Origin of the sequence: Bradyrhizobium sp. CCBAU 51753, from assembly GCF_015291565.1 — a bacterium.
In the GTDB taxonomy this organism is placed as follows: domain Bacteria; phylum Pseudomonadota; class Alphaproteobacteria; order Rhizobiales; family Xanthobacteraceae; genus Bradyrhizobium; species Bradyrhizobium ivorense.
The window spans coordinates 8,888,917-8,907,178 of record NZ_CP030037.1; the positions used below are offsets into that span (position 1 = coordinate 8,888,917).

16 protein-coding genes are annotated in these 18,262 nt (G+C 65.6%); 10 read left to right on the plus strand and 6 right to left on the minus strand.

Annotated features, from left to right (window positions below; translation table 11 throughout):
- Nucleotides 1-161 precede the first annotated feature (161 nt).
- Both XH93_RS40785 and XH93_RS40790 read left to right on the plus strand, forming a co-directional pair.
- The gene (locus XH93_RS40785; RefSeq protein ID WP_194475532.1) at nucleotides 162-905 is read left to right on the plus strand and encodes a thermonuclease family protein; all 744 of its coding nucleotides are present in this window, start codon (nucleotides 162-164) and stop codon (nucleotides 903-905) included.
- Between the two features lie 87 nt (nucleotides 906-992).
- Nucleotides 993-2,459 carry a M48 family metalloprotease gene (locus XH93_RS40790; protein ID WP_246799444.1) on the plus strand — a complete coding sequence of 489 codons (1,467 nt, stop codon included), beginning with the start codon at nucleotides 993-995 and terminating at the stop codon, nucleotides 2,457-2,459.
- Nucleotides 2,460-2,756: 297 nt separating this feature from the next.
- Here the strand turns inward: XH93_RS40790 and XH93_RS40795 are convergent, their stop codons facing one another.
- Nucleotides 2,757-4,064, minus strand: coding sequence for an MFS transporter (locus XH93_RS40795; protein WP_371814879.1), 1,308 nt, complete (start codon nucleotides 4,062-4,064; stop codon nucleotides 2,757-2,759).
- A gap of 185 nt (nucleotides 4,065-4,249) precedes the next feature.
- On the opposite strand from XH93_RS40795, the gene cyoA reads away from it, so the two are divergent.
- From cyoA to XH93_RS40830, 7 genes are read left to right on the plus strand one after another with little or no spacing between them, the layout of a single operon-like run.
- Entirely contained in the window at nucleotides 4,250-5,428 is a 1,179-nt protein-coding gene (gene cyoA / locus XH93_RS40800) for a ubiquinol oxidase subunit II (RefSeq protein WP_194471772.1), read from the plus strand.
- 9 nt (nucleotides 5,429-5,437) lie between these two features.
- Nucleotides 5,438-7,447, plus strand: coding sequence for a cytochrome o ubiquinol oxidase subunit I (cyoB, locus tag XH93_RS40805; RefSeq protein WP_194471773.1), 2,010 nt, complete (start codon nucleotides 5,438-5,440; stop codon nucleotides 7,445-7,447).
- Nucleotides 7,444-8,073 carry a cytochrome o ubiquinol oxidase subunit III gene (gene cyoC / locus XH93_RS40810; RefSeq protein ID WP_194471774.1) on the plus strand — a complete coding sequence of 210 codons (630 nt, stop codon included), beginning with the start codon at nucleotides 7,444-7,446 and terminating at the stop codon, nucleotides 8,071-8,073. The genes cyoB and cyoC overlap by 4 nt, the downstream gene beginning before the upstream one ends.
- On the plus strand, nucleotides 8,070-8,462 hold the full coding sequence (gene cyoD / locus XH93_RS40815; protein ID WP_194471775.1) for a cytochrome o ubiquinol oxidase subunit IV: 393 nt from the start codon (nucleotides 8,070-8,072) through the stop codon (nucleotides 8,460-8,462). Before cyoC ends, cyoD begins: the two co-directional genes overlap by 4 nt.
- Nucleotides 8,463-8,464: 2 nt before the next feature.
- Complete coding sequence (locus XH93_RS40820) at nucleotides 8,465-9,283, plus strand: SURF1 family protein (RefSeq protein WP_194475534.1); 819 nt, start codon at nucleotides 8,465-8,467, stop codon at nucleotides 9,281-9,283.
- A gap of 28 nt (nucleotides 9,284-9,311) precedes the next feature.
- Nucleotides 9,312-10,640 carry an ATP-binding protein gene (locus XH93_RS40825; RefSeq protein WP_246799768.1) on the plus strand — a complete coding sequence of 443 codons (1,329 nt, stop codon included), beginning with the start codon at nucleotides 9,312-9,314 and terminating at the stop codon, nucleotides 10,638-10,640.
- The gene (locus XH93_RS40830) at nucleotides 10,633-11,166 is read left to right on the plus strand and encodes a response regulator transcription factor (protein ID WP_194471777.1); all 534 of its coding nucleotides are present in this window, start codon (nucleotides 10,633-10,635) and stop codon (nucleotides 11,164-11,166) included. The genes XH93_RS40825 and XH93_RS40830 overlap by 8 nt, the downstream gene beginning before the upstream one ends.
- 444 nt (nucleotides 11,167-11,610) lie before the next feature.
- Here the strand turns inward: XH93_RS40830 and XH93_RS40835 are convergent, their stop codons facing one another.
- Nucleotides 11,611-11,967: a response regulator gene (locus XH93_RS40835; protein WP_194471778.1), complete on the minus strand. Its 357-nt coding sequence runs from the start codon at nucleotides 11,965-11,967 to the stop codon at nucleotides 11,611-11,613.
- A 164-nt stretch (nucleotides 11,968-12,131) separates the two neighbouring features.
- Here XH93_RS40835 and XH93_RS40840 point away from each other — a divergent pair, with 164 nt between their 5' ends.
- Nucleotides 12,132-12,374 (plus strand): hypothetical protein, encoded by a 243-nt coding sequence (locus XH93_RS40840; RefSeq protein ID WP_194471779.1) that lies wholly within the window; start codon nucleotides 12,132-12,134, stop codon nucleotides 12,372-12,374.
- A gap of 202 nt (nucleotides 12,375-12,576) precedes the next feature.
- Here the strand turns inward: XH93_RS40840 and XH93_RS40845 are convergent, their stop codons facing one another.
- The 4 genes from XH93_RS40845 to XH93_RS40860 form a co-directional block, all read right to left on the minus strand.
- Nucleotides 12,577-13,383, minus strand: coding sequence for a CarD family transcriptional regulator (locus XH93_RS40845; RefSeq protein ID WP_172626779.1), 807 nt, complete (start codon nucleotides 13,381-13,383; stop codon nucleotides 12,577-12,579).
- A 429-nt stretch (nucleotides 13,384-13,812) separates the two neighbouring features.
- Nucleotides 13,813-14,151, minus strand: coding sequence for a ferredoxin FdxA (fdxA, locus tag XH93_RS40850; RefSeq protein WP_139481769.1), 339 nt, complete (start codon nucleotides 14,149-14,151; stop codon nucleotides 13,813-13,815).
- 175 nt (nucleotides 14,152-14,326) lie between these two features.
- Nucleotides 14,327-14,596, minus strand: a complete 270-nt coding sequence (locus XH93_RS40855; protein ID WP_139858503.1) for an RNA-binding S4 domain-containing protein — start codon at nucleotides 14,594-14,596, stop codon at nucleotides 14,327-14,329.
- Between the two features lie 26 nt (nucleotides 14,597-14,622).
- Entirely contained in the window at nucleotides 14,623-18,129 is a 3,507-nt protein-coding gene (locus tag XH93_RS40860; protein ID WP_194471780.1) for a helicase-related protein, read from the minus strand.
- Nucleotides 18,130-18,262: the final 133 nt, after the last annotated feature.

Consider the following 18,262-nt stretch of genomic DNA (forward strand, 5'->3'; position numbering starts at 1 on the left):
GCATCCGGGCTACGGCTTGCGACACATCACACGGCGAGGTCGTATCCGTTGATCTCGAAGGCCGCTCCGTGCTCATGATGGCGACACACAACGCTGGCCGTGACGAACACATGACGCGCATGCGCGACAGAGCACCGCTTCGCAGCCCGATCGGACTGGCGATGACAACGTGCGCCGCGCTGATCGGCGTGTGCAACGACCGGGCTACGGCGGCCGGATGCAATTTCGAGATGCAGGGCGAGGGTCGCGTCGCCGCTGTGATCGATGCGCGCAGCTTTCGGCTCGACGACGACCGCGAGGTCAAGCTCGCCGGTATCGAGGTGGCGGATCGCGTGAAAGCTGCGGCGACATTGTCGGCACTGCTGGTCGGGCGCGACGTGAGCTTGCGCGGCAATGACGACACGCCGGACCGCTACGGCCGGCAGCCGGCTTACGCCTACCTCGCTGGTAGCGAGACACCCGTCCAGAGCGAGTTGTTGCGGCAGGGATTCGCGCTGGTGTCGCCCGCCATCGCCGACAGGGACTGTGCCGCGGCGCTGATGGCGGCGGAGGCCGAGGCGAGGACCGCCCGATCGGGAACCTGGGCGACGTCCACCGTCATAAAAAACGCCGAAAGTCCGGGCGATATTTTGGCCGGGATCGGGCGCTTTGCGGTGGTCGAGGGCAGGGTTTTGTCGGTGCGTCAAGCTGGGTCAATGACCTACCTGAATTTCGGTCGAAACTGGACTCAGGACTTTGCGGCGACGATTTCAAAGCGCATAGTCCCTGTGTTTGAGGCGGCCGGGCTTGCGCCCAAGTCCCTCGAAAATCGAAGGATTCGTGTCCGAGGCTGGGTGGAAGCTCGACGTGGACCGCGAATCGAACTGCTCCGGGTGGGGCAGATTGAAGTGCTCGGCGGGAACTAGGGGAGATCCGCACGGACCCCCGCGGGCGGTTTGCTCGACAATTTGTGAGTTTTTGACGTGATTGAGCGCGAAGGACGGCGCGAGGGAGTGACAGGTCGCCGCCTTTCGGCTGCGCCGGCGCTGGTCTGCGCCGCGCTGACGCTTGCGGCCTGCGGCAATGTCGGCCGCTTCGAGCAGGTCGGCGCGCCGCCCGCGGCGGCGGCCCCGGTGAAGCCTAGTCGCGTGGTGCAGCAGACTCCGGCCACCGAGCGCGAGCATGAGCGCATCCTGTCGACCTATGGCGGCGCCTATGACGACCCCAAGCTCGAGGCCCTGATCAGCAAGACCGTCGAGCGGCTGGTCGCGGCCTCCGACCGGCCCGACCAGACCTACAAGGTCACCATCCTCAATTCCGGCGCGGTCAACGCCTTCGCGCTGCCGACCGGCCAGCTCTATGTCACGCGCGGCCTGATCGCGCTCGCCAGCGACACCTCGGAACTGTCCTCGGTGCTGAGCCACGAGATGGCGCATGTGCTGGCCAAGCACGCCGCGATGCGCGAGGACCAGGCGCGGCAGGCCGCGGTGGTGACGCGCGTCGTCACCGACATGAGCACCGACCCCGATCTCACCGCGCTGGCGCTCGCCAAGACCAAGCTGACGATGGCGAGCTTCTCGCGGCAGCAGGAGTTCGAGGCCGACGGCATCGGCGTTGGCATCGCCGCCCGCGCGCATTTCGACCCGTTCGGCGCCTCGCGCTTCCTGACCGCGATGGAGCGCAATGCGGCGCTCAAGGTCGGCCGCACCGCGCTCGATCCGCGCGCGCAGGACTTTACCTCGTCGCATCCGGCGACGCCGGAGCGCATCAACAACGCGCAGACCACCGCGCGGCAATATACCTCGCCGGAAAACAGCGAGCGCGACCGCGAGACTTATCTCGCCGCGATCGACAACATCGTCTATGGCGAGGACCCCAGCGAAGGTTTTGTGCGCGGCCGCCGCTTCCTGCATCCCAAGCTCGGCTTCACCTTCACCGCGCCTGACAACTTTACGCTCGACAATACCGCGCAGGCCGTGATCGGCGTGCGCGAGGGCGGCAGCCAGGCGATGCGTTTCGACGTCGTGCGGGTGCCGGCCGAACAGTCGCTCGGCGACTATCTCAATTCGGGCTGGATGGAAGGCGTCGAGAAATCCTCGACCGAGGATCTCAGCATCAACGGTTTCCCGGCCGCGTCCGCCACCGCGCATGGCGAGCAGTGGCAGTTCAAGGTCTACGCGCTGCGCTTCGGCAGCGACGTCTACCGCTTCATCTTCGCCGCCAAGCAGAAGACCACCGAGAGCGAGCGCAACGCGCGCGAGACCGTCAACTCGTTCCGCCGCCTGACGCTCGAGGAGATCCAGGCCGCGCGCCCGCTGCGCATCAAGGTGATCAACGTGCAGCCCGGCGACACCGTGGAATCGCTCTCGCACCGCATGGCCGGCGTCGATCACCCCGCCGAGCGTTTCCGCGTGCTCAACGGCCTCGACGCCCACGCCCAAGTCAAGCCGCGCGACCGCGTCAAGATCGTGGTGGATTGAGCCGACGTGGGTTGAGCCCGCGCCCATTCACCGCCGTCGTCCCGGACCGATACGTCGCGGAATTTCCACCTCCCCTTGAAAAGGGGAGGTCGCTTTGCTCGCAGAGCAAAGCGGGTGGGGATCATGTCTCTCCGCGTACACCGTCGCTCGTGGCTGACCCCCATCCCGACCTTCCCCCTTTCAGGGGGAAGGAGAAGAAGAACCGTAGCCCGGATGCAGCGCAGCGTAATGCGGGGCAGGTGCATCCGCGGTGAGAGCTTTCCCGGATGTCGCTTCGCTCATCCGGGCTACAAGAGCTCAGCCCTCGGCTTCGCGCAGGCCGCTGAGCCACAGGGCGAGCAAGGTCCACACCGCGCCCGACAAGAGATACGCGCCGGCCGAGATCAGGCCGAAATGCGTGGCGAGCAACAGCGCGGCGAGCGGGGCAAAGCCGGCGCCGAACAGCCAGGCGAAATCCGAGGTCAGCGCCGAGGCGGTGTAGCGATAGGCCGGCGCGAAGCTCGAGGCGATCGCGCCCGACGACTGGCCGAACGACAGCCCGAGCAGGATGAAGCCGCCGACCATGTACACGGTCTCGCCGACCGCGCCGGCATCGAGCAGCTGCGGGGCAAAACCGCTATACACCGCGATCGCGATCGCAGATCCCAATAGCAGCGGCTTGCGGCCGACCCGATCGGCGATCATGCCGGAGGCAATGATGGCGAACACGCCGACCATCGCGCCGATCATCTCGATGATCAGGAAGCGCACCGGGCTTTCCTTGGTGAACAAGAACACCCAGGACAGCGGAAACACCGTGACCATGTGGAACAGCGCAAAGCTCGCCAGCGGCGCGAAGGCGCCGAGCAGGATGTAGCGGCCCTCTTCCTTGACGGTCGCGCCGATTTTCGCCGGCTCGAGGTCGCGGCTCTCGAACAACTCGGAATACTCGTCGGTCGCCACCATGCGCAGCCGCGCGAACAGCGCCACCACGTTGATGGCGAAGGCGACGAAGAACGGGTAGCGCCAGCCCCAGTCGAAGAAGTCGTCCGCCGAGAGGTTGCCGGCGAAGAAGGCGAACAGCGCGCTCGCCACGATCAGCCCGAGCGGCGCGCCGAGCTGCGGCACCATTGCGTACCAGCCGCGGTGATGCGACGGCGCATTCATCGCCAGCAGCGAGGCGAGGCCGTCCCAGGCGCCGCCCCAGGCGATGCCCTGCAAGATCCGCGCTGCCGCTAGCAGCCAGATCGCGGCATAGCCGATGGTGTCGTAGCCGGGCAGGAATGCGATCGCCACCGTCGAGGTGCCGAGCAGGAACAGCGCGATGACGAGCTTGGCGCCCTTGCCGTGGCGGCGGTCGACCGCCATGAAGATCACGGTGCCGAGCGGCCGCGCGGCAAACGCCAGCGTGAAGATGACGAACGAATAGATCGTGCCGGTCAGCTCGTTGACGAACGGAAACACCAGCTTCGGGAACACGATCACCGAGGCGATCGCGTAGACGAAGAAGTCGAAGAACTCCGACGTGCGTCCGATGATGACGCCGATCGCGATCTCGCCGGGTTTCGCCTGCTCGTAAACTGATGCCGTCGAGGTGCCGTGAGCCATTGCAGGAACCTGTGCCATCGCGCCGAAACCGTCCTTGAGATGAGGTCGCGAGGCAACCTTTGCCACGCGGTCCGGTTGACTTTCTGAGCTTGTATCCCGCACTGCAACATTGGACAAATTGTCCAATGTCAACTTTGCTGCATCGCAGCTACCCCTTGACGAAACTCATAAAATTCCAGTCGAAGAATCCTGTGAGGTCCGCCGTGCGCGCCTTGAAATTACTGGCCTTATTGCCGTTTGCGGCCCTGCTGGGCGGGTGCGATTTCGTCGTCCTGGCGCCCGCCGGCGACATCGCCGCCCAGCAGCGCGATCTCGTCGTGATCTCCACAGTGCTGATGCTGATCATCGTGCTGCCGGTGATGGCGCTGACCGTGCTGTTCGCCTGGCGCTACCGCCAGTCCAACACCGAGGCGGCCTATGAGCCGGAGTGGGATCACTCCACCCAGCTCGAGCTGGTGATCTGGTCGGCGCCGCTGCTTATCATCATCTGCCTGGGCGCGCTGACCTGGATGGGCACGCATCTGCTCGATCCCTACCGCTCGCTCGGCCGCATCGCCGCCGACAAGCCGATCGAGCGCAAGGACGCCCCGCTCGACGTCCAGGTGGTCGCGCTCGACTGGAAGTGGCTGTTCCTCTATCCGCAATACGGCGTCGCCGCCGTCAACGAGCTGGCTGCGCCGGTCGACCGCCCGATCCGCTTCCGCATCACGGCCTCCTCCGTGATGAACTCGTTCTACATCCCCGCCCTCGCCGGCCAGATCTACGCCATGCCCGGCATGGAGACCAAGCTGCATGCGGTCTCCAACAAGGAAGGCAGCTTCCGCGGCTTCTCCGCCAATTACAGCGGCGCCGGATTCTCCGGCATGCATTTCGACTTCAAGAGCGTGTCACCCGCCGAGTTCGACAAGTGGGTCGCGAGCGCCAAGGCCAGCGGCAACATGCTCGGTCGCAGCGACTATTTGCAGCTCGAGCGCCCGAGCCAGAACGATCCGGTCCGGCTCTACGGCACGGTCGATCGCGACCTCTACAAGTTGATCCTCAACATGTGCGTCGAGCCCGGCAAGATGTGCATGAGCGAGATGATGGCGATCGATGCCAAGGGCGGTCTCGGCCATGAAGGCCTCAACAACACGCTGCCGCTGACCTACGACAAATACGCCCGCCGCGGCGCGCCGCTCGGCGCCTCGCCGACCTTCGTCGCCGGGATCTGCTCGATCGACGAATTGAAGGACACGCCGCTGCGCGAGGTCACCGCGCCGCTCGACCTGACGCCGCTGCGCGGCGTCGGGCTGAAGCCGCCGCCGTTCTCTCCCGCGTTCTCCCCTGCCCATCCGTCGTCGACGTCGCTGTTGTCCGTGCAGCGTCCGAAATCAGCGTCCTGAGGAGGCCGCATGTTCAACAACCCCGAACTCATGAAGCTGATCTTCGGCCGCCTCAACCTCGAAGCGCTGCCGATTCACGAGCCGATCCTGGTCGGCACCTTCGCCGTGGTCGCGACCGGCGGTCTCGCGCTGCTCGCCATCGTCACCTACTTCCGGCTCTGGGGCTATCTGTGGCGCGAGTGGTTCACCACCGTCGACCACAAGCGCATCGGCATCATGTACATGATCCTCGGCATCGTGATGCTGCTGCGCGGCTTCGCCGACGCCATCATGATGCGGCTGCAGCAGGCGATCGCGTTCGGCGGCTCCGACGGTTACCTGCCCGCCCATCACTACGACCAGGTCTTCACCGCCCACGGCGTCATCATGATCTTCTTCGTGGCGATGCCGCTGGTGACCGGCCTGATGAACTACGTGATGCCGCTGCAGATCGGCGCTCGTGACGTCTCGTTCCCGTTCCTCAACAATTTCAGCTTCTGGATGACGGTCGGCGGCGCCGTGCTGGTGATGATGTCGCTGTTCGTCGGCGAGTTCGCCCGCACCGGCTGGCTGGCTTATCCACCGCTGTCGAACATCGGCTACAGTCCTGACGTCGGCGTCGACTATTACATATGGGGTCTGCAGGTCGCCGGCGTTGGCACCACGCTGTCGGGCATCAATCTGATCTGCACCATCGTCAAGCTGCGCGCGCCGGGCATGACGATGATGAAGATGCCGGTGTTCACCTGGACCTCGCTCTGCACCAACGTGCTGATCGTCGCCTCCTTCCCGGTGCTGACGGCGGTGCTCGTGCTGCTCTCACTCGACCGCTACGTCGGCACCAACTTCTTCACGAACGACTTCGGCGGCAACCCGATGATGTACGTGAACCTGATCTGGATCTGGGGCCATCCCGAGGTCTACATCCTGGTGCTGCCGGCGTTCGGCATCTTCTCCGAGGTGACCGCGACCTTCTCCGGCAAGCGGCTGTTCGGCTACACCTCGATGGTCTACGCCACCGTCGTCATCACCATCCTGTCTTACCTCGTGTGGCTGCATCACTTCTTCACGATGGGCTCCGGCGCCAGCGTGAACTCGTTCTTCGGCATCACCACGATGATCATCTCGATCCCGACCGGGGCCAAGATGTTCAACTGGCTGTTCACGATGTATCGCGGCCGCATCCGCTTCGAGCTGCCGATGATGTGGACCGTGGCGTTCATGCTGACCTTCGTGCTCGGCGGCATGACCGGCGTGCTGCTCGCGGTGCCGCCGGCCGACTTCGTGCTGCACAACAGCCTGTTCCTGGTCGCGCACTTCCACAACGTGATCATCGGCGGCGTGCTGTTCGGCCTGTTCGCCGGCATCAACTACTGGTTCCCGAAGGCGTTCGGCTTCAAGCTCGATCCGTTCTGGGGCAAGCTGTCGTTCTGGTTCTGGGTTTCCGGCTTCTACTTCGCCTTCATGCCGCTCTATGTGCTCGGCCTGATGGGCGTCACCCGCCGGCTGCGCGTGTTCGACGATCCCAGCTTGCAGATCTGGTTCATCATCGCGGGCTTCGGCGCCTTCCTGATCCTGCTCGGCATCATCGCGATGCTGGTGCAGTTCGCGGTCAGCATTCTCAGGCGCGAGCAGCTGAAGGACACCACCGGCGATCCCTGGAACGCACGGACGCTGGAATGGGCGACCTCGTCGCCGCCGCCGGATTACAATTTTGCCTTCACGCCCGTGGTCTACGACAACGACGCCTGGTGGGACATGAAGCGCCGCGGCTACTCGCGTCCGCTGACCGGCTTCAAGCCGATCCACATGCCCTCCAACACCGCGACCGGCATCATCCTCGCCGGCCTCGCGACGGCGATGGGGTTCGGCCTGATCTGGTACATCTGGTGGCTCGCAGCGGTCTGCTTCATCGCGCTGCTGGCGGTCGCGATCGGCCACACCTTCAACTATCACCGCGACTACGACATCCCGGCTGACCAGGTCGGCAAGGTCGAAGCCGCAAGGACGCGCGTTCTCACCGCGGGAGCCCAGTCATGACCGTCGCAGCCGCACCTGCGCAAAACGCCGAGCCGATCTTCCACGTGATCGACGAGCATGCGCATCCGGAAGGCGCCAGCACCATGCTGGGCTTCTGGATCTATCTGATGAGCGACTGCCTCATCTTTGCGATGCTGTTCGCGACCTATGGCGTGCTCGGCGGCAACTACGCCGCCGGCCCGGCGCCGAAGGACTTGTTCGACCTGAAACTGGTCGCGCTCAACACCACGATGCTGCTGCTGTCCTCGATCACCTACGGCTTCGCCATGCTGACGATGGAGAAGTCGAAGCTCGGCGCGACCCAATTCTGGCTTGCGGTCACCGGGCTGTTCGGCCTCGCCTTTCTCGGCATCGAGCTCACCGAGTTCCACCACATGATCCACGAGGGCGCGACGCCGCAGCGCAGCGCCTTCCTGTCGTCGTTCTTCACGCTGGTCGGCACCCACGGCCTGCACGTCACCTTCGGCCTGGTCTGGCTGGTGACGCTGATGGTGCAGTCCGCGCGCTACGGCCTGACCATGGCCAACCGGCGCCGGCTGATGTGCCTGTCGATGTTCTGGCACTTCCTCGACGTGGTCTGGATCGGCGTCTTCACCTTCGTCTATCTCCTGGGAGTGCTGCGATGACAACCGACTCTCACGCTGTGCACACTGATGCCGGCGGCCACGGCCATGACGTCCATGGCGGCGCCGCCCACGGTTCGCTGAAGAGCTACCTGATCGGCTTCGGCCTCTCGGTGATCCTGACCGCAGTGCCGTTCTGGCTGGTGATGACCGGCGCCATCACCGACAAGGCGATCACCGCGCTGATCGTGCTGGTGCTCGCGGCGATCCAGATCGTCGTGCACATGGTCTACTTCCTGCACATGAACACGCGGTCCGAGAACGGCTGGACCATGATGGCGATGATCTTCACCGTGGTCATGGTGGTGATCGCGCTGACCGGCTCGCTGTGGGTCATGCATCATCTCAACGTCAACATGATGCCCGTGCACGACATGAGCCAGATGCCGTGACGATGCGGGCTGCCAGACCGCCGTATTTGCTGCTCACGCTCGGCATGCTGGGCGTAGTGCTGCTGACGGCGCTCGGGGTCTGGCAGATCGAGCGCAGGACCTGGAAGCTGGCGCTGATCGCGCGCGTCGAGCAGCGCATGAATGCGGCCGCTGCCGCGCCACCCGCCCCGTCATCCTGGCCGGCGGTGACATCGGCGAACGACGAGTATCGCCGCGTCACCACAAGCGGCACCTTCCTGAATGGCGACGAGACGCTGGTGCAGGCGGTGACCAATGAAGGCCCCGGCTTCTGGGTGCTGACTCCGCTGCGACAGGCCGATGGAACCACGGTGCTGGTCAACCGCGGCTTCGTGCCGCCGGAGCGCCGCGATCCCGCAACGCGCCGCGCCGGCGATCCGCACGGCCCCGTCAGCGTCACCGGCCTGCTGCGGATATCCGAGCCGGAGGGCGCCTTCCTGCGCAGCAACGATCCGGCGGCGGGCCGCTGGTATTCGCGCGACGTCGCCGCGATCGCGGCCAGCCACGGCCTGTCCGATGTCGCGCCATTCTTCATCGATGCGGATGCGACGAAAAACCCCGGCGGCTATCCGGTCGGCGGCCTCACGATCGTGCGGTTTCCCAACAACCACCTGATTTACGCGCTGACATGGTTCGCGCTGGCCATTATGCTGGCGGCCGCGCTCCTCCGCACCATCAGCGGCAGGGGCCGCGCCGGCGTTTCCGCTTCCCGACGCGCCGCCGTGCGCCGCCTGATCGGCGCAGCCCGCAATCTGTCTCGCAACCCAGGCCCAGATGCTCGAGCGCACATCGGATCTGCATGACGCAAAGACAGCCACCGGCACGGCGGTAATGCCGTCCGACGTGAGCGCGGCTGCCGGCATGCCGTTCGATCTTGCCGCGCCGGCCGACCTCGCGACCAATCGCAAGAACATGGCCCTCTTGGTCCAGCTGCGCTGGATCGCCGTGATCGGCCAGATCGTCACCATCGCCTTCGTGCATTTCTGGATGGACGTGGCGCTGCCGCTGATGCCGATGGCGGCCGTGATCTGCGGCCTGCTGGCGCTCAATTTGATCAGCCTGCTCTGGCTGCGCTACCGCGCCGACATCAACAACCGCGAGCTCCTGGTCGCGCTGGCGCTCGACGTCGCGGCGCTGACGACGCTGCTGTATCTGAGCGGCGGCGCCACAAATCCGTTCACCTCGCTCTATCTGCTGCAGGTGACGCTCGGCGCGGTGCTGCTCGATGCGCCCTCGACCTGGTCGCTGGTGGCGCTGGTCTGCATGAGCTACGCCTGGCTGACCGGCTATTACGAGCCGCTGGCGCCGCCGCAGCACGGCTTTGGCGATGCCTTCAGCCGCTACATCACCGGCACGTTCATCGGCCTGGTGCTCGACGCCGTGCTGCTGGTGGTGTTCGTGACCCGGATCAACCGTAATCTGCGCGACCGCGACGCGCGGCTCGCCGCGCTGCGCCAGCACGCCGCCGAGCAGGACCATATCGTCCGGATGGGCCTGCTCGCCTCGGGCGCCGCGCATGAGCTCGGCACGCCGCTCGCTTCGCTGTCGGTGATCCTGAGCGACTGGCGGCGCATGCCGGCGCTCGCCTCCGACGCCGAGCTGTCGCATGACCTGTCCGAGATGGAAACCTCGCTGCAGCGCTGCAAGACGATCGTGACCGGCATCCTGCTGTCGGCCGGCGAGGCGCGCGGCGAAGGCTCGGCGCCGACCACGGTTGCGGCGTTCCTGACCGCGCTGGTGGAGGAATGGCGAACGTCGCGGCCGTCGGCCACGCTGTATTTCCGCAATGCGTTCGGCGCCGACCTTGCGATCGTGTCCGATATCGCGCTGAAGCAGGCGATCTTCAACGTGCTCGACAACGCCGCCGAGGTCTCCCGCGACTGGATCGAGCTGACGGCCGAGCGCGAGGGCGACACGCTGGTGCTGTCGGTCACCGATCGCGGCCCCGGCTTCGCGCGCGAGATGTTGCCGCAGGTCGGAAAACCCTATCAGTCGACCAAGGGGAGGCCCGGCAGCGGCCTTGGCCTGTTCCTGGTGGTCAACGTCGTGCGCAAGCTCGGCGGCGTGGTGACGGCGCGCAACCGGCCGGACATCGGCGCCGCGGTCAGGCTCGAACTGCCGCTCTCGACGCTTGCGATCGGAGACCATCTGGATGGTTGAACGTCAGCTCCTGATCGTCGAGGACGATGCCGGCTTCGCCCGCACGCTGAAGCGCTCGTTCGAGCGCCGCGGCTACGACGTCGCGGTGGCAGCGTCGCTCGATGAGGTGCGCCCGCTGCTGGAGCAGCAATCGCCCGGCTATGCCGTCGTCGACCTGAAACTCGCCGGCGGCGCCTCGGGCCTCGCCTGCGTCGAGGCGCTGCACGCGCATGATCCCGACATGCTGATCGTGGTGCTGACCGGATTTGCCAGCATCGCGACCGCGGTGGAGGCGATCAAGCTCGGCGCCTGCCACTACCTGGCAAAGCCGTCGAACACCGACGACATCGAGGCCGCGTTCCAGAAGGCCGCCGGCAACGCCGCCATCGAGCTCGGCGCCCGCCCGACCTCGATCAAGACGCTGGAATGGGAGCGCATCCACCAGACCCTGATCGAGACCGACTTCAACATCTCCGAAGCCGCCCGCCGCCTCGGCATGCACCGAAGGACCCTGGCACGGAAGCTGGAGAAGCAAAGGGTGAAGTAGGCGCCCTGGCCGCGCGCGCATCATGCCTCACCGTCACCCTGAGGAGCGCGCAGCGCGTCTCGAAGGGTCGACGGCCCCGCTACCTCCACGCGCATTTCGAAACGCCCGGGCCGTGCATCCTTCGAGGCTCGCCTAGCGGCGCCATTGCGCCGCTAGGCTCGCACCTCAGGATGACGGGACTAATCTAGACGGCTGCTTCGACAATCTTGTAGCCCGGATGAAGCGCAGCGCAATCCGGGACAGGTTATCCGCGGTGACAGCGGCCCCGGATTTCGCTTCGCTGCATCCGGGCTACGACACAGGGCCGCGAGACGATCAGTCTCGGCTTGCGTCTCCGGAAACAAATCGGCGCTCGCGCATTACCCGCTTGCAATTCTGCGATCAGTTCGCGGTTCTTCGAGATCTGTATTCGAAGCCATTCGATTTCGGATCTATCGGCGAAAGCTATTGCACCGCCTCCCGCAGCAGGGTCACCGGGTAGATCGGCTTCTCGAAGAACTTGACGCCGTCGGGCAAGGCGCCGGACGGGCGCTGGCCCGAAATCACCATAACCCGAACCTTTCGGTCGCAGTCGAGCGCGTATTGCGCAAGCTCGATGCCGTTCATTTTGCCGGTCAGCCCGATATCGGTGATCACCAACGCAGGGTGACGCATCTTGACCGCGAGCGCGGCAGTCTCGGCATCCTCACACTGGATCACGTCGAAATGACTCTCTTCCAGCAAGAGCGCGATCATGTCGCGCTGGATGGGGTCGTCTTCGACGACAATTGCGACTTGGCGCAACATCTTGGCGTAGCCCATGAGAAAACTCCTGCAAATAACATAGGACAAGCGCCGAGAGCCGCTTCGGGTTCTGCTCGAAGCCACGCGTTTCTGCGGGTTCCTGCCTGTTCCGCCGGAACCAGATTTGAGGGTTACGCGTCATGAATGCCGATCGGGTATCATGACCGAAGGAACCAAAGCTCATGCGGAACTCGCTTCGCCCCGCTCAAGATCCTGACCATGCGGATCAAGCTGAAAACCATTCGAGCCCGTCCGACCATCTGACTTCAGTCGCTGAAGACCAGGTCGGAAGACAGCGAGAGCGCAGCGATCGCCCTCTCACGCCGGAGCAACTCTCCAGCGCTCGCCGGCTGCGGGACATCATGTCCAATATGGAAGCAGAGCTGAAGGAGCAGGTCGACAAACTGGTCGCAACGCGCAACTAGAGAGCGACCGCAGCACGGAGCGCTGCATCGAAACCGACTTCAACATCTCCGCGTAGCCGGATGGGCGTAATCCGGGACGGCTTCATCCGCGGTGACACCTCCCCGGATTTCGCTTCGCTGCATCCGGGCTACGAAGCTCCCGCCCCAAAACAAAAAGCCCGGTCTTGCGACCGGGCTTTCCGCAAAATTCTGGCAGGGCTGCTCAGGCAGCTTCGTCCTCGACGGCGGCGTCGTCGCCGTCGGTGTCGAGATCCTCACCGTCGGCATCGCCCTCGGCTTCACCTTCAGCCGATTCGGCCTTGGCGCCGCGGCGCGGGCTCTTGGCGAGCTGGCTCTCGATTTCCTTGACCGCTTCGGTCTCGGTCGAGTGCTGCACGACCGCGATTTCGCGCGACAGGCGGTCGAGCGCCGCTTCATAGAGCTGGCGTTCGCTGTAGGACTGCTCCGGCTGCGATTCCGAGCGGTAGAGGTCGCGGACCACCTCGGCGATCGCGACGATGTCGCCCGAGTTGATCTTCGCTTCGTATTCTTGGGCGCGGCGCGACCACATGGTGCGCTTGACGCGGGCGCGGCCCTTCAGCGTCTCCAGCGCCTTCTTGACCAGCGCCGGCTCCGACAGCTTGCGCATGCCGACATTGGCGACCTTCGCGGTCGGGACGCGCAGCGTCATCTTGTCCTTCATGAACGAGATCACGAACAGCTCGAGCTTGGCGCCCGCGATCTCCTGCTCCTCGATCGCCAGAATCTGGCCGACGCCGTGAGCGGGATAGACGACGAATTCATTGGCCTTGAAGCCCTGGCGCTGGGTCACGACCTTCTTCTCTTCCGGACGCGGCGCGGCGGCCGGCTTCACGGCAGCCTTCGGAGCAGCGGCGGGGGCGGCGGCCTTCGGGGCGGCCGGCTTCGGCGCAGCAACAGTCTTGGTAACGGGAGCCTTGGGGGCGACCTTCGCGGCAGTGGTCTTCGCAGCTGCCGCTTTCGCAGCAGTCTTGGCAGTCTTTTCTGGCATCACGCTTCTTTTGTTCTTGGAGGACTTTGCGGCCGCCGCTTTTTTGGTATCCTTCACGGACGCCTTGGCACGGCCCTTGGTTGCGCTGCGAGCAACAACAGCGGCTTTCTTGGTCGTCTTAGAAGCACTCTTTTTACGCGTTTTCTGTGACACAGCCTGCGCGTGGAAACTGCCACGCCCCTGTTCGATGTTTGCGGGAACCTCGAAGCCACAAGATACGCATGGCAGGGGTTCTTGGCTTGTAATCCCAAGAATATAGCACATTTTCCGCAAAAATCAATGATTTACGCCCGATTCCGGGCATATGCGGGAGTCCCCCGGTCATATGTCCGTCATTAGGGTTAAATCACCGGAGCTGGCCGGGCTCCGAACGGGCGGAACGCCCGTCGCATCAGGGTTGGCTGCGCGAATCAGGTCGCAACCAGCAAATCAGTCGCCGGTTCCAGGATTTGGAGAAAAATATTTCTCGAACTTGCCTTCCTTGCCTTCCCACTCCTTGGCGTCCTCGGGCGCGTCCTTCTTCTGGGTGATATTCGGCCAGCTCTTGGCGTATTCGGTGTTGACCTCGAGCCACTTCTCCAGCCCCGGCTCGGTGTCCGGCTTGATGGCATCCGCCGGGCATTCCGGCTCGCACACGCCGCAATCGATGCATTCGTCGGGATGGATGACCAGCATGTTCTCGCCCTCGTAGAAGCAGTCCACGGGGCAGACCTCGACGCAGTCGGTATATTTGCACTTGATGCAGGCTTCAGTGACGACGTAGGTCATCCAAAACTCCGGAAACGGTCAGCGTTTTTCTGGGGTTGCCTAGCGCAGGAATACCCCAGCCGCAAGGGAAGCGGCGGCCCAAAAAGGCAAGGAATTGCCGACTATATTCTCGTTTGACGCGCTTTCTTCACGCGAACCGGTCCCCGCTTCGCTCGAAAGCACTTTTGATAGATAGCTATTCCCGGCCGCCTTGCAAATCATCATAGAGCACGCGCGCCGAGGCGGCATCGCCGCGCCGCTCGGCAAAGCCCACCACCTTGAGCACGCGGACGCTGTTGTCGAGCGCGACCGTGACGACGTCGCCGAGCTTGATGGCATGGCCCGGCGATTTCTCGCGCGTGCCGTTGATGCGGACGTGACCGGACGCGACAAGCTCGGCCGCGCTGGTGCGGGCCTTCACCACCCGCGCGTGCCACAACCATTTGTCGAGCCGCTGTCTGTCCAATCCACTTCGCTCGAAAACGCTATGCCCTATTCCTTGCGATTGCCCGCGAGCTGCTCCTTCAGCGCAGCGAGCTTGGCGAAGGGCGAGTTCGGATCGATCGGCCGGTCGCGCTCGCGCGGCGCGCTGGAGGCGTAGGGCCGGTGCGACGGCCCGCTCTCGCGCTTGTCGCGGCCGCCCTTGTCACGGCCGAAATCACGGCCGCCGCGGTCACGGTCGCCGCGCTCCTTGCGCTCGCCGCCGCCGAACTTGTTGTCGCGGCGCCGCTCATTGTTGTCGCGGTCGCGCCCCTTGCCCTCGAAGCGCTCGCGGCGCTGATCGCGGTTGTCGCGCCCCGGCGCGCCGTCGGCGGATGCGGCAGCAGCCGTGGCCTCGGCGGGCGCGCCCTCGCGCGGCTTGTGGCGGAAATCCTGGTGGCGGCGCGGACGGCGGTGATGCTCGCGCTTCTCGCCCTCGGCCCCCTCCGTCGCCGGTGCGCCGCCCTCGGCCTGCTGGCCCTGATGACGGCCGCGGTTGCGGTCGTGTCCGCGATGATGCGGACGGCGCTCGTCGGAGCGGCCGCCGGGACGCCAGACTTCGACCAGCTGCGGCTCGGCCGGGGTTTCCGCGGGCGCGGCAGCGGCTTCAGCCGGGGCCGCCTCGGCAGGCGCGGCCTCGGCGCTCGCGGCCTCTACCGGCGTCTCCGCGGCAGCCTCCGCAAGGGCGGGTTCGACGGCAGCCTCAGTGACAGGGGCCTCGGCCGGCGCGACTACTGCCTCGGGCTGCATTTCGACGACGGCCGACGTCTCCTCGCTCACGGGCGCGGGCGCGAAGCCGACATCGGGCAGCAACGCGGCTGATGGTGCCGGGTCGCCGGATACCGGCTGTTCCGCGACGGCCTCCGCCACCGGCGCCTCCGCCGTGGTCTCGACGGCGGCCTCGGGTACCTCGGCGGCGATGCCGGTCGCCGCGGTGGCGGCATCGACCGGCGCGTCCGCGGCGGCTTCCGTGGTGCCCTCGGCCGGCGGCGTTTCCGCCGCAACGGTCTCGGTGGTCTCGACGGCCGCCGGCGCAGCCTCAACCGGCTTCGGCGGCAGCGGCGGACGGCGGTCCATGCGGTAACCGAGCGCGCGCAGGATCGAGGCGAAATCCTCGCCGGCCGATCCGGTCAGCGAGGTCATCGCTTGCGTCACGACAAAGCCGCGGCCGTCGAACGCACCGGCGGGCTTTTCGCCGGGCGAGGTCTCGCGCCAGGCCAGCGCCGGGCGGATCAGGTCGGCGAGCCGCTCCAGAATGTCGACGCGCACCGCGCGCTCGCCGCACTGGCGATAGCCGAGCACGCGATAGGCATCGCGCGCGAGCTGCTTGTCGACCGGGAATGACGTGCGGCCGCTGCTCGCCAGATGCTGCACATTCGACAGCGCAGCCATGTCGACATTGCTCTGCTTCTCGGCCCACAGCAGCGAGGCCAGCGAGCGCGCCGCGGGCTTCAAGAGCTGCGGGAAATAGATGTGGTAGGCGCCGAACCGCACGCCGTATTTGCGCAAGGTGGCGCGCGACGGCTGGTCGAGATCCTTCATCTCGGCGGAAATTTTCGTGCGCTCGAGCACGCCGAGCGCTTCCACAAGCTGGAAGGCGATGCCGCGGGCGATGCCCTGCAGATCCTCGGCCTTGGAGAGCTCGAACAGCGGCCCGAGCAGCTTTTCGATATGCGTCTTGAGCCAGAGGTCGAGCCGGGTCTGCACCGCCTCGCGCGAGGCGCCGGTCAGCCGCTCGTCGGAGATGATGCGCAGCCGCGGATGCAGCGCGTCGTCGGCCGCGACCAGTTTTGCCACCGCATCGCCGGTCCAGCGGATGGTGCCGTCGGAGGTCAGTACGAACTGCTCGTCGGGGGCAGCTCCCAGTTTCTCAGCCCGCGCGTCGATCTCGCGCGCCAGCACCTGCTGGGCGGCGGCCTGCAGCGCCTTGGCGTCGCTGCCGGCTTCCGCCGCATCGGGCGCAAAGGTGAAACCATCGAGCCGGCCGATCACGTGACCTTCCACGATCACTTCGCCGGTCTTGCCAATTTCCGTATTCAAAACTGAGTTCTCCCGCAGGCGGCGCATCAATACACTGGTCCGCCTGTCAACGAAACGCTCCGTGAGCCGTTCATGCAGCGCATCGGATAATTTATTTTCGAGGTCGCGCGTGATCCCCTGCCAGTGCTCCGGGTCATACAGCCAGTCCGGCCGGTTGGCCACGAAGGTCCAGGTCCTGATCTGCGCGATCCGGCCCGACAGCGTGTCGATATCGCCGTCGGTGCGGTTGGCCTGGTCGACCTGGGCGGCGAACCATGCGTCAGGGATACGCCCCTTTTGCATCAGAAAGCCGTACAGCGTGCTCACGAGTTCGGCATGGGCCGCCGGCGACAGCTTTCGGTAATCAGGAACCTGACAGGCCTCCCATAACCGCTCCACGGCGGCGGCGCCATGCGCCATGTCGCGCACCTCGGCGTCGCGCGCGACATGGTCGAGCACGCGCATGTCCTCGGCGATCGGCGCCCGTGTCAGTGCCTCATGATTGGGCGGCAGCGCCAGCGACACCTGCAGCGCGCCGAGCGAGGCGAAATCGAGCTTGGCGTTGCGCCATTGCAGCATCTTCACGCTGTCGAAGGTGTGGTTCTGCAGCGCGTTGACCAGTTCCGGCTCGAACGGCGCGCAGCGCCCGGTGGTGCCGAACGTGCCGTTGCGGGTGGCGCGGCCGGCGCGGCCTGCGATCTGCGCGAATTCGGCCGGCGTCAGCCGGCGGAACTGGTAGCCGTCATATTTGCGGTCGGAGGCGAAGGCGACGTGATCGACGTCGAGATTGAGCCCCATGCCGACCGCGTCGGTGGCGACGAGGTAATCGACGTCGCCGTTCTGGAACATCGCGACCTGCGCATTCCTTGTGCGCGGCGACAGCGAGCCGAGCACCACGGCCGCGCCGCCATGCTGGCGGCGGATCAGCTCGGCGATCGCATAGACTTCGTCGGCGGAGAACGCGACGATTGCCGTTCTTCTCGGCTGCCGCGTGATCTTGCGGTCGCCGGCATATTCGAGCTGCGACAGACGCGGCCGCGTTACCATCGAGGCGCCGGGCAACAGCCGCTCGATGATCGGGCGCATCGTCGCAGCACCCAGCAACAGCGTTTCGTCGCGGCCCCTGCGGTTGAGGATGCGATCGGTAAACACATGGCCGCGCTCGAGATCGGCCGCGATCTGGATCTCGTCGACGGCGAGAAACGACACATCGAGATCGCGCGGCATCGCCTCGACGGTGGAGACCCAGAAGCGCGGCGCCTTCGGCTTGATCTTCTCCTCGCCTGTGACGAGCGCGACATTGTCCTCGCCGGCCCGCGCCGCGATCTTGTTGTAGACTTCGCGCGCGAGCAGCCGCAGCGGCAGCCCGATCAGGCCGGACGAATGCGCCAGCATCCGCTCGATCGCCAGATGCGTCTTGCCGGTGTTGGTCGGGCCCAGCACGGCGGTGACGCCGGCGCCGGGAGCGCGGTCAGTTCCGAACGAAGATGAGAAAGCCATATCTTGCAGATGTTTCTTGTTGCCGCGTGCCGCGCGGATGCGCGCCTAGAAAGTTACCTCGCCCCGCCTGTGGGGAGAGGTCGGCGCATCGCGCCGCGTGAGGGGGACTCTCCGCGCGAGGGAGACCATGCAA

What these genes read in the sequence shown, in the direction of transcription:
- XH93_RS40785 (WP_194475532.1), top strand. Translation starts at nt 162, where the DNA reads ATGACAACGTGCGCCGCGCTGATCGGCGTGTGCAACGACCGGGCTACG.
- XH93_RS40795 (WP_371814879.1), bottom strand. Translation starts at nt 4,064, where the DNA reads ATGGCACAGGTTCCTGCAATGGCTCACGGCACCTCGACGGCATCAGTT.
- cyoB (WP_194471773.1), top strand. Translation starts at nt 5,438, where the DNA reads ATGTTCAACAACCCCGAACTCATGAAGCTGATCTTCGGCCGCCTCAAC.
- cyoC (WP_194471774.1), top strand. Translation starts at nt 7,444, where the DNA reads ATGACCGTCGCAGCCGCACCTGCGCAAAACGCCGAGCCGATCTTCCAC.
- cyoD (WP_194471775.1), top strand. Translation starts at nt 8,070, where the DNA reads ATGACAACCGACTCTCACGCTGTGCACACTGATGCCGGCGGCCACGGC.
- XH93_RS40820 (WP_194475534.1), top strand. Translation starts at nt 8,465, where the DNA reads ATGCGGGCTGCCAGACCGCCGTATTTGCTGCTCACGCTCGGCATGCTG.
- XH93_RS40825 (WP_246799768.1), top strand. Translation starts at nt 9,312, where the DNA reads ATGCCGTCCGACGTGAGCGCGGCTGCCGGCATGCCGTTCGATCTTGCC.
- XH93_RS40830 (WP_194471777.1), top strand. Translation starts at nt 10,633, where the DNA reads ATGGTTGAACGTCAGCTCCTGATCGTCGAGGACGATGCCGGCTTCGCC.
- XH93_RS40835 (WP_194471778.1), bottom strand. Translation starts at nt 11,967, where the DNA reads ATGGGCTACGCCAAGATGTTGCGCCAAGTCGCAATTGTCGTCGAAGAC.
- XH93_RS40840 (WP_194471779.1), top strand. Translation starts at nt 12,132, where the DNA reads ATGCGGAACTCGCTTCGCCCCGCTCAAGATCCTGACCATGCGGATCAA.
- XH93_RS40845 (WP_172626779.1), bottom strand. Translation starts at nt 13,383, where the DNA reads ATGCCAGAAAAGACTGCCAAGACTGCTGCGAAAGCGGCAGCTGCGAAG.
- fdxA (WP_139481769.1), bottom strand. Translation starts at nt 14,151, where the DNA reads ATGACCTACGTCGTCACTGAAGCCTGCATCAAGTGCAAATATACCGAC.
- XH93_RS40860 (WP_194471780.1), bottom strand. Translation starts at nt 18,129, where the DNA reads ATGGCTTTCTCATCTTCGTTCGGAACTGACCGCGCTCCCGGCGCCGGC.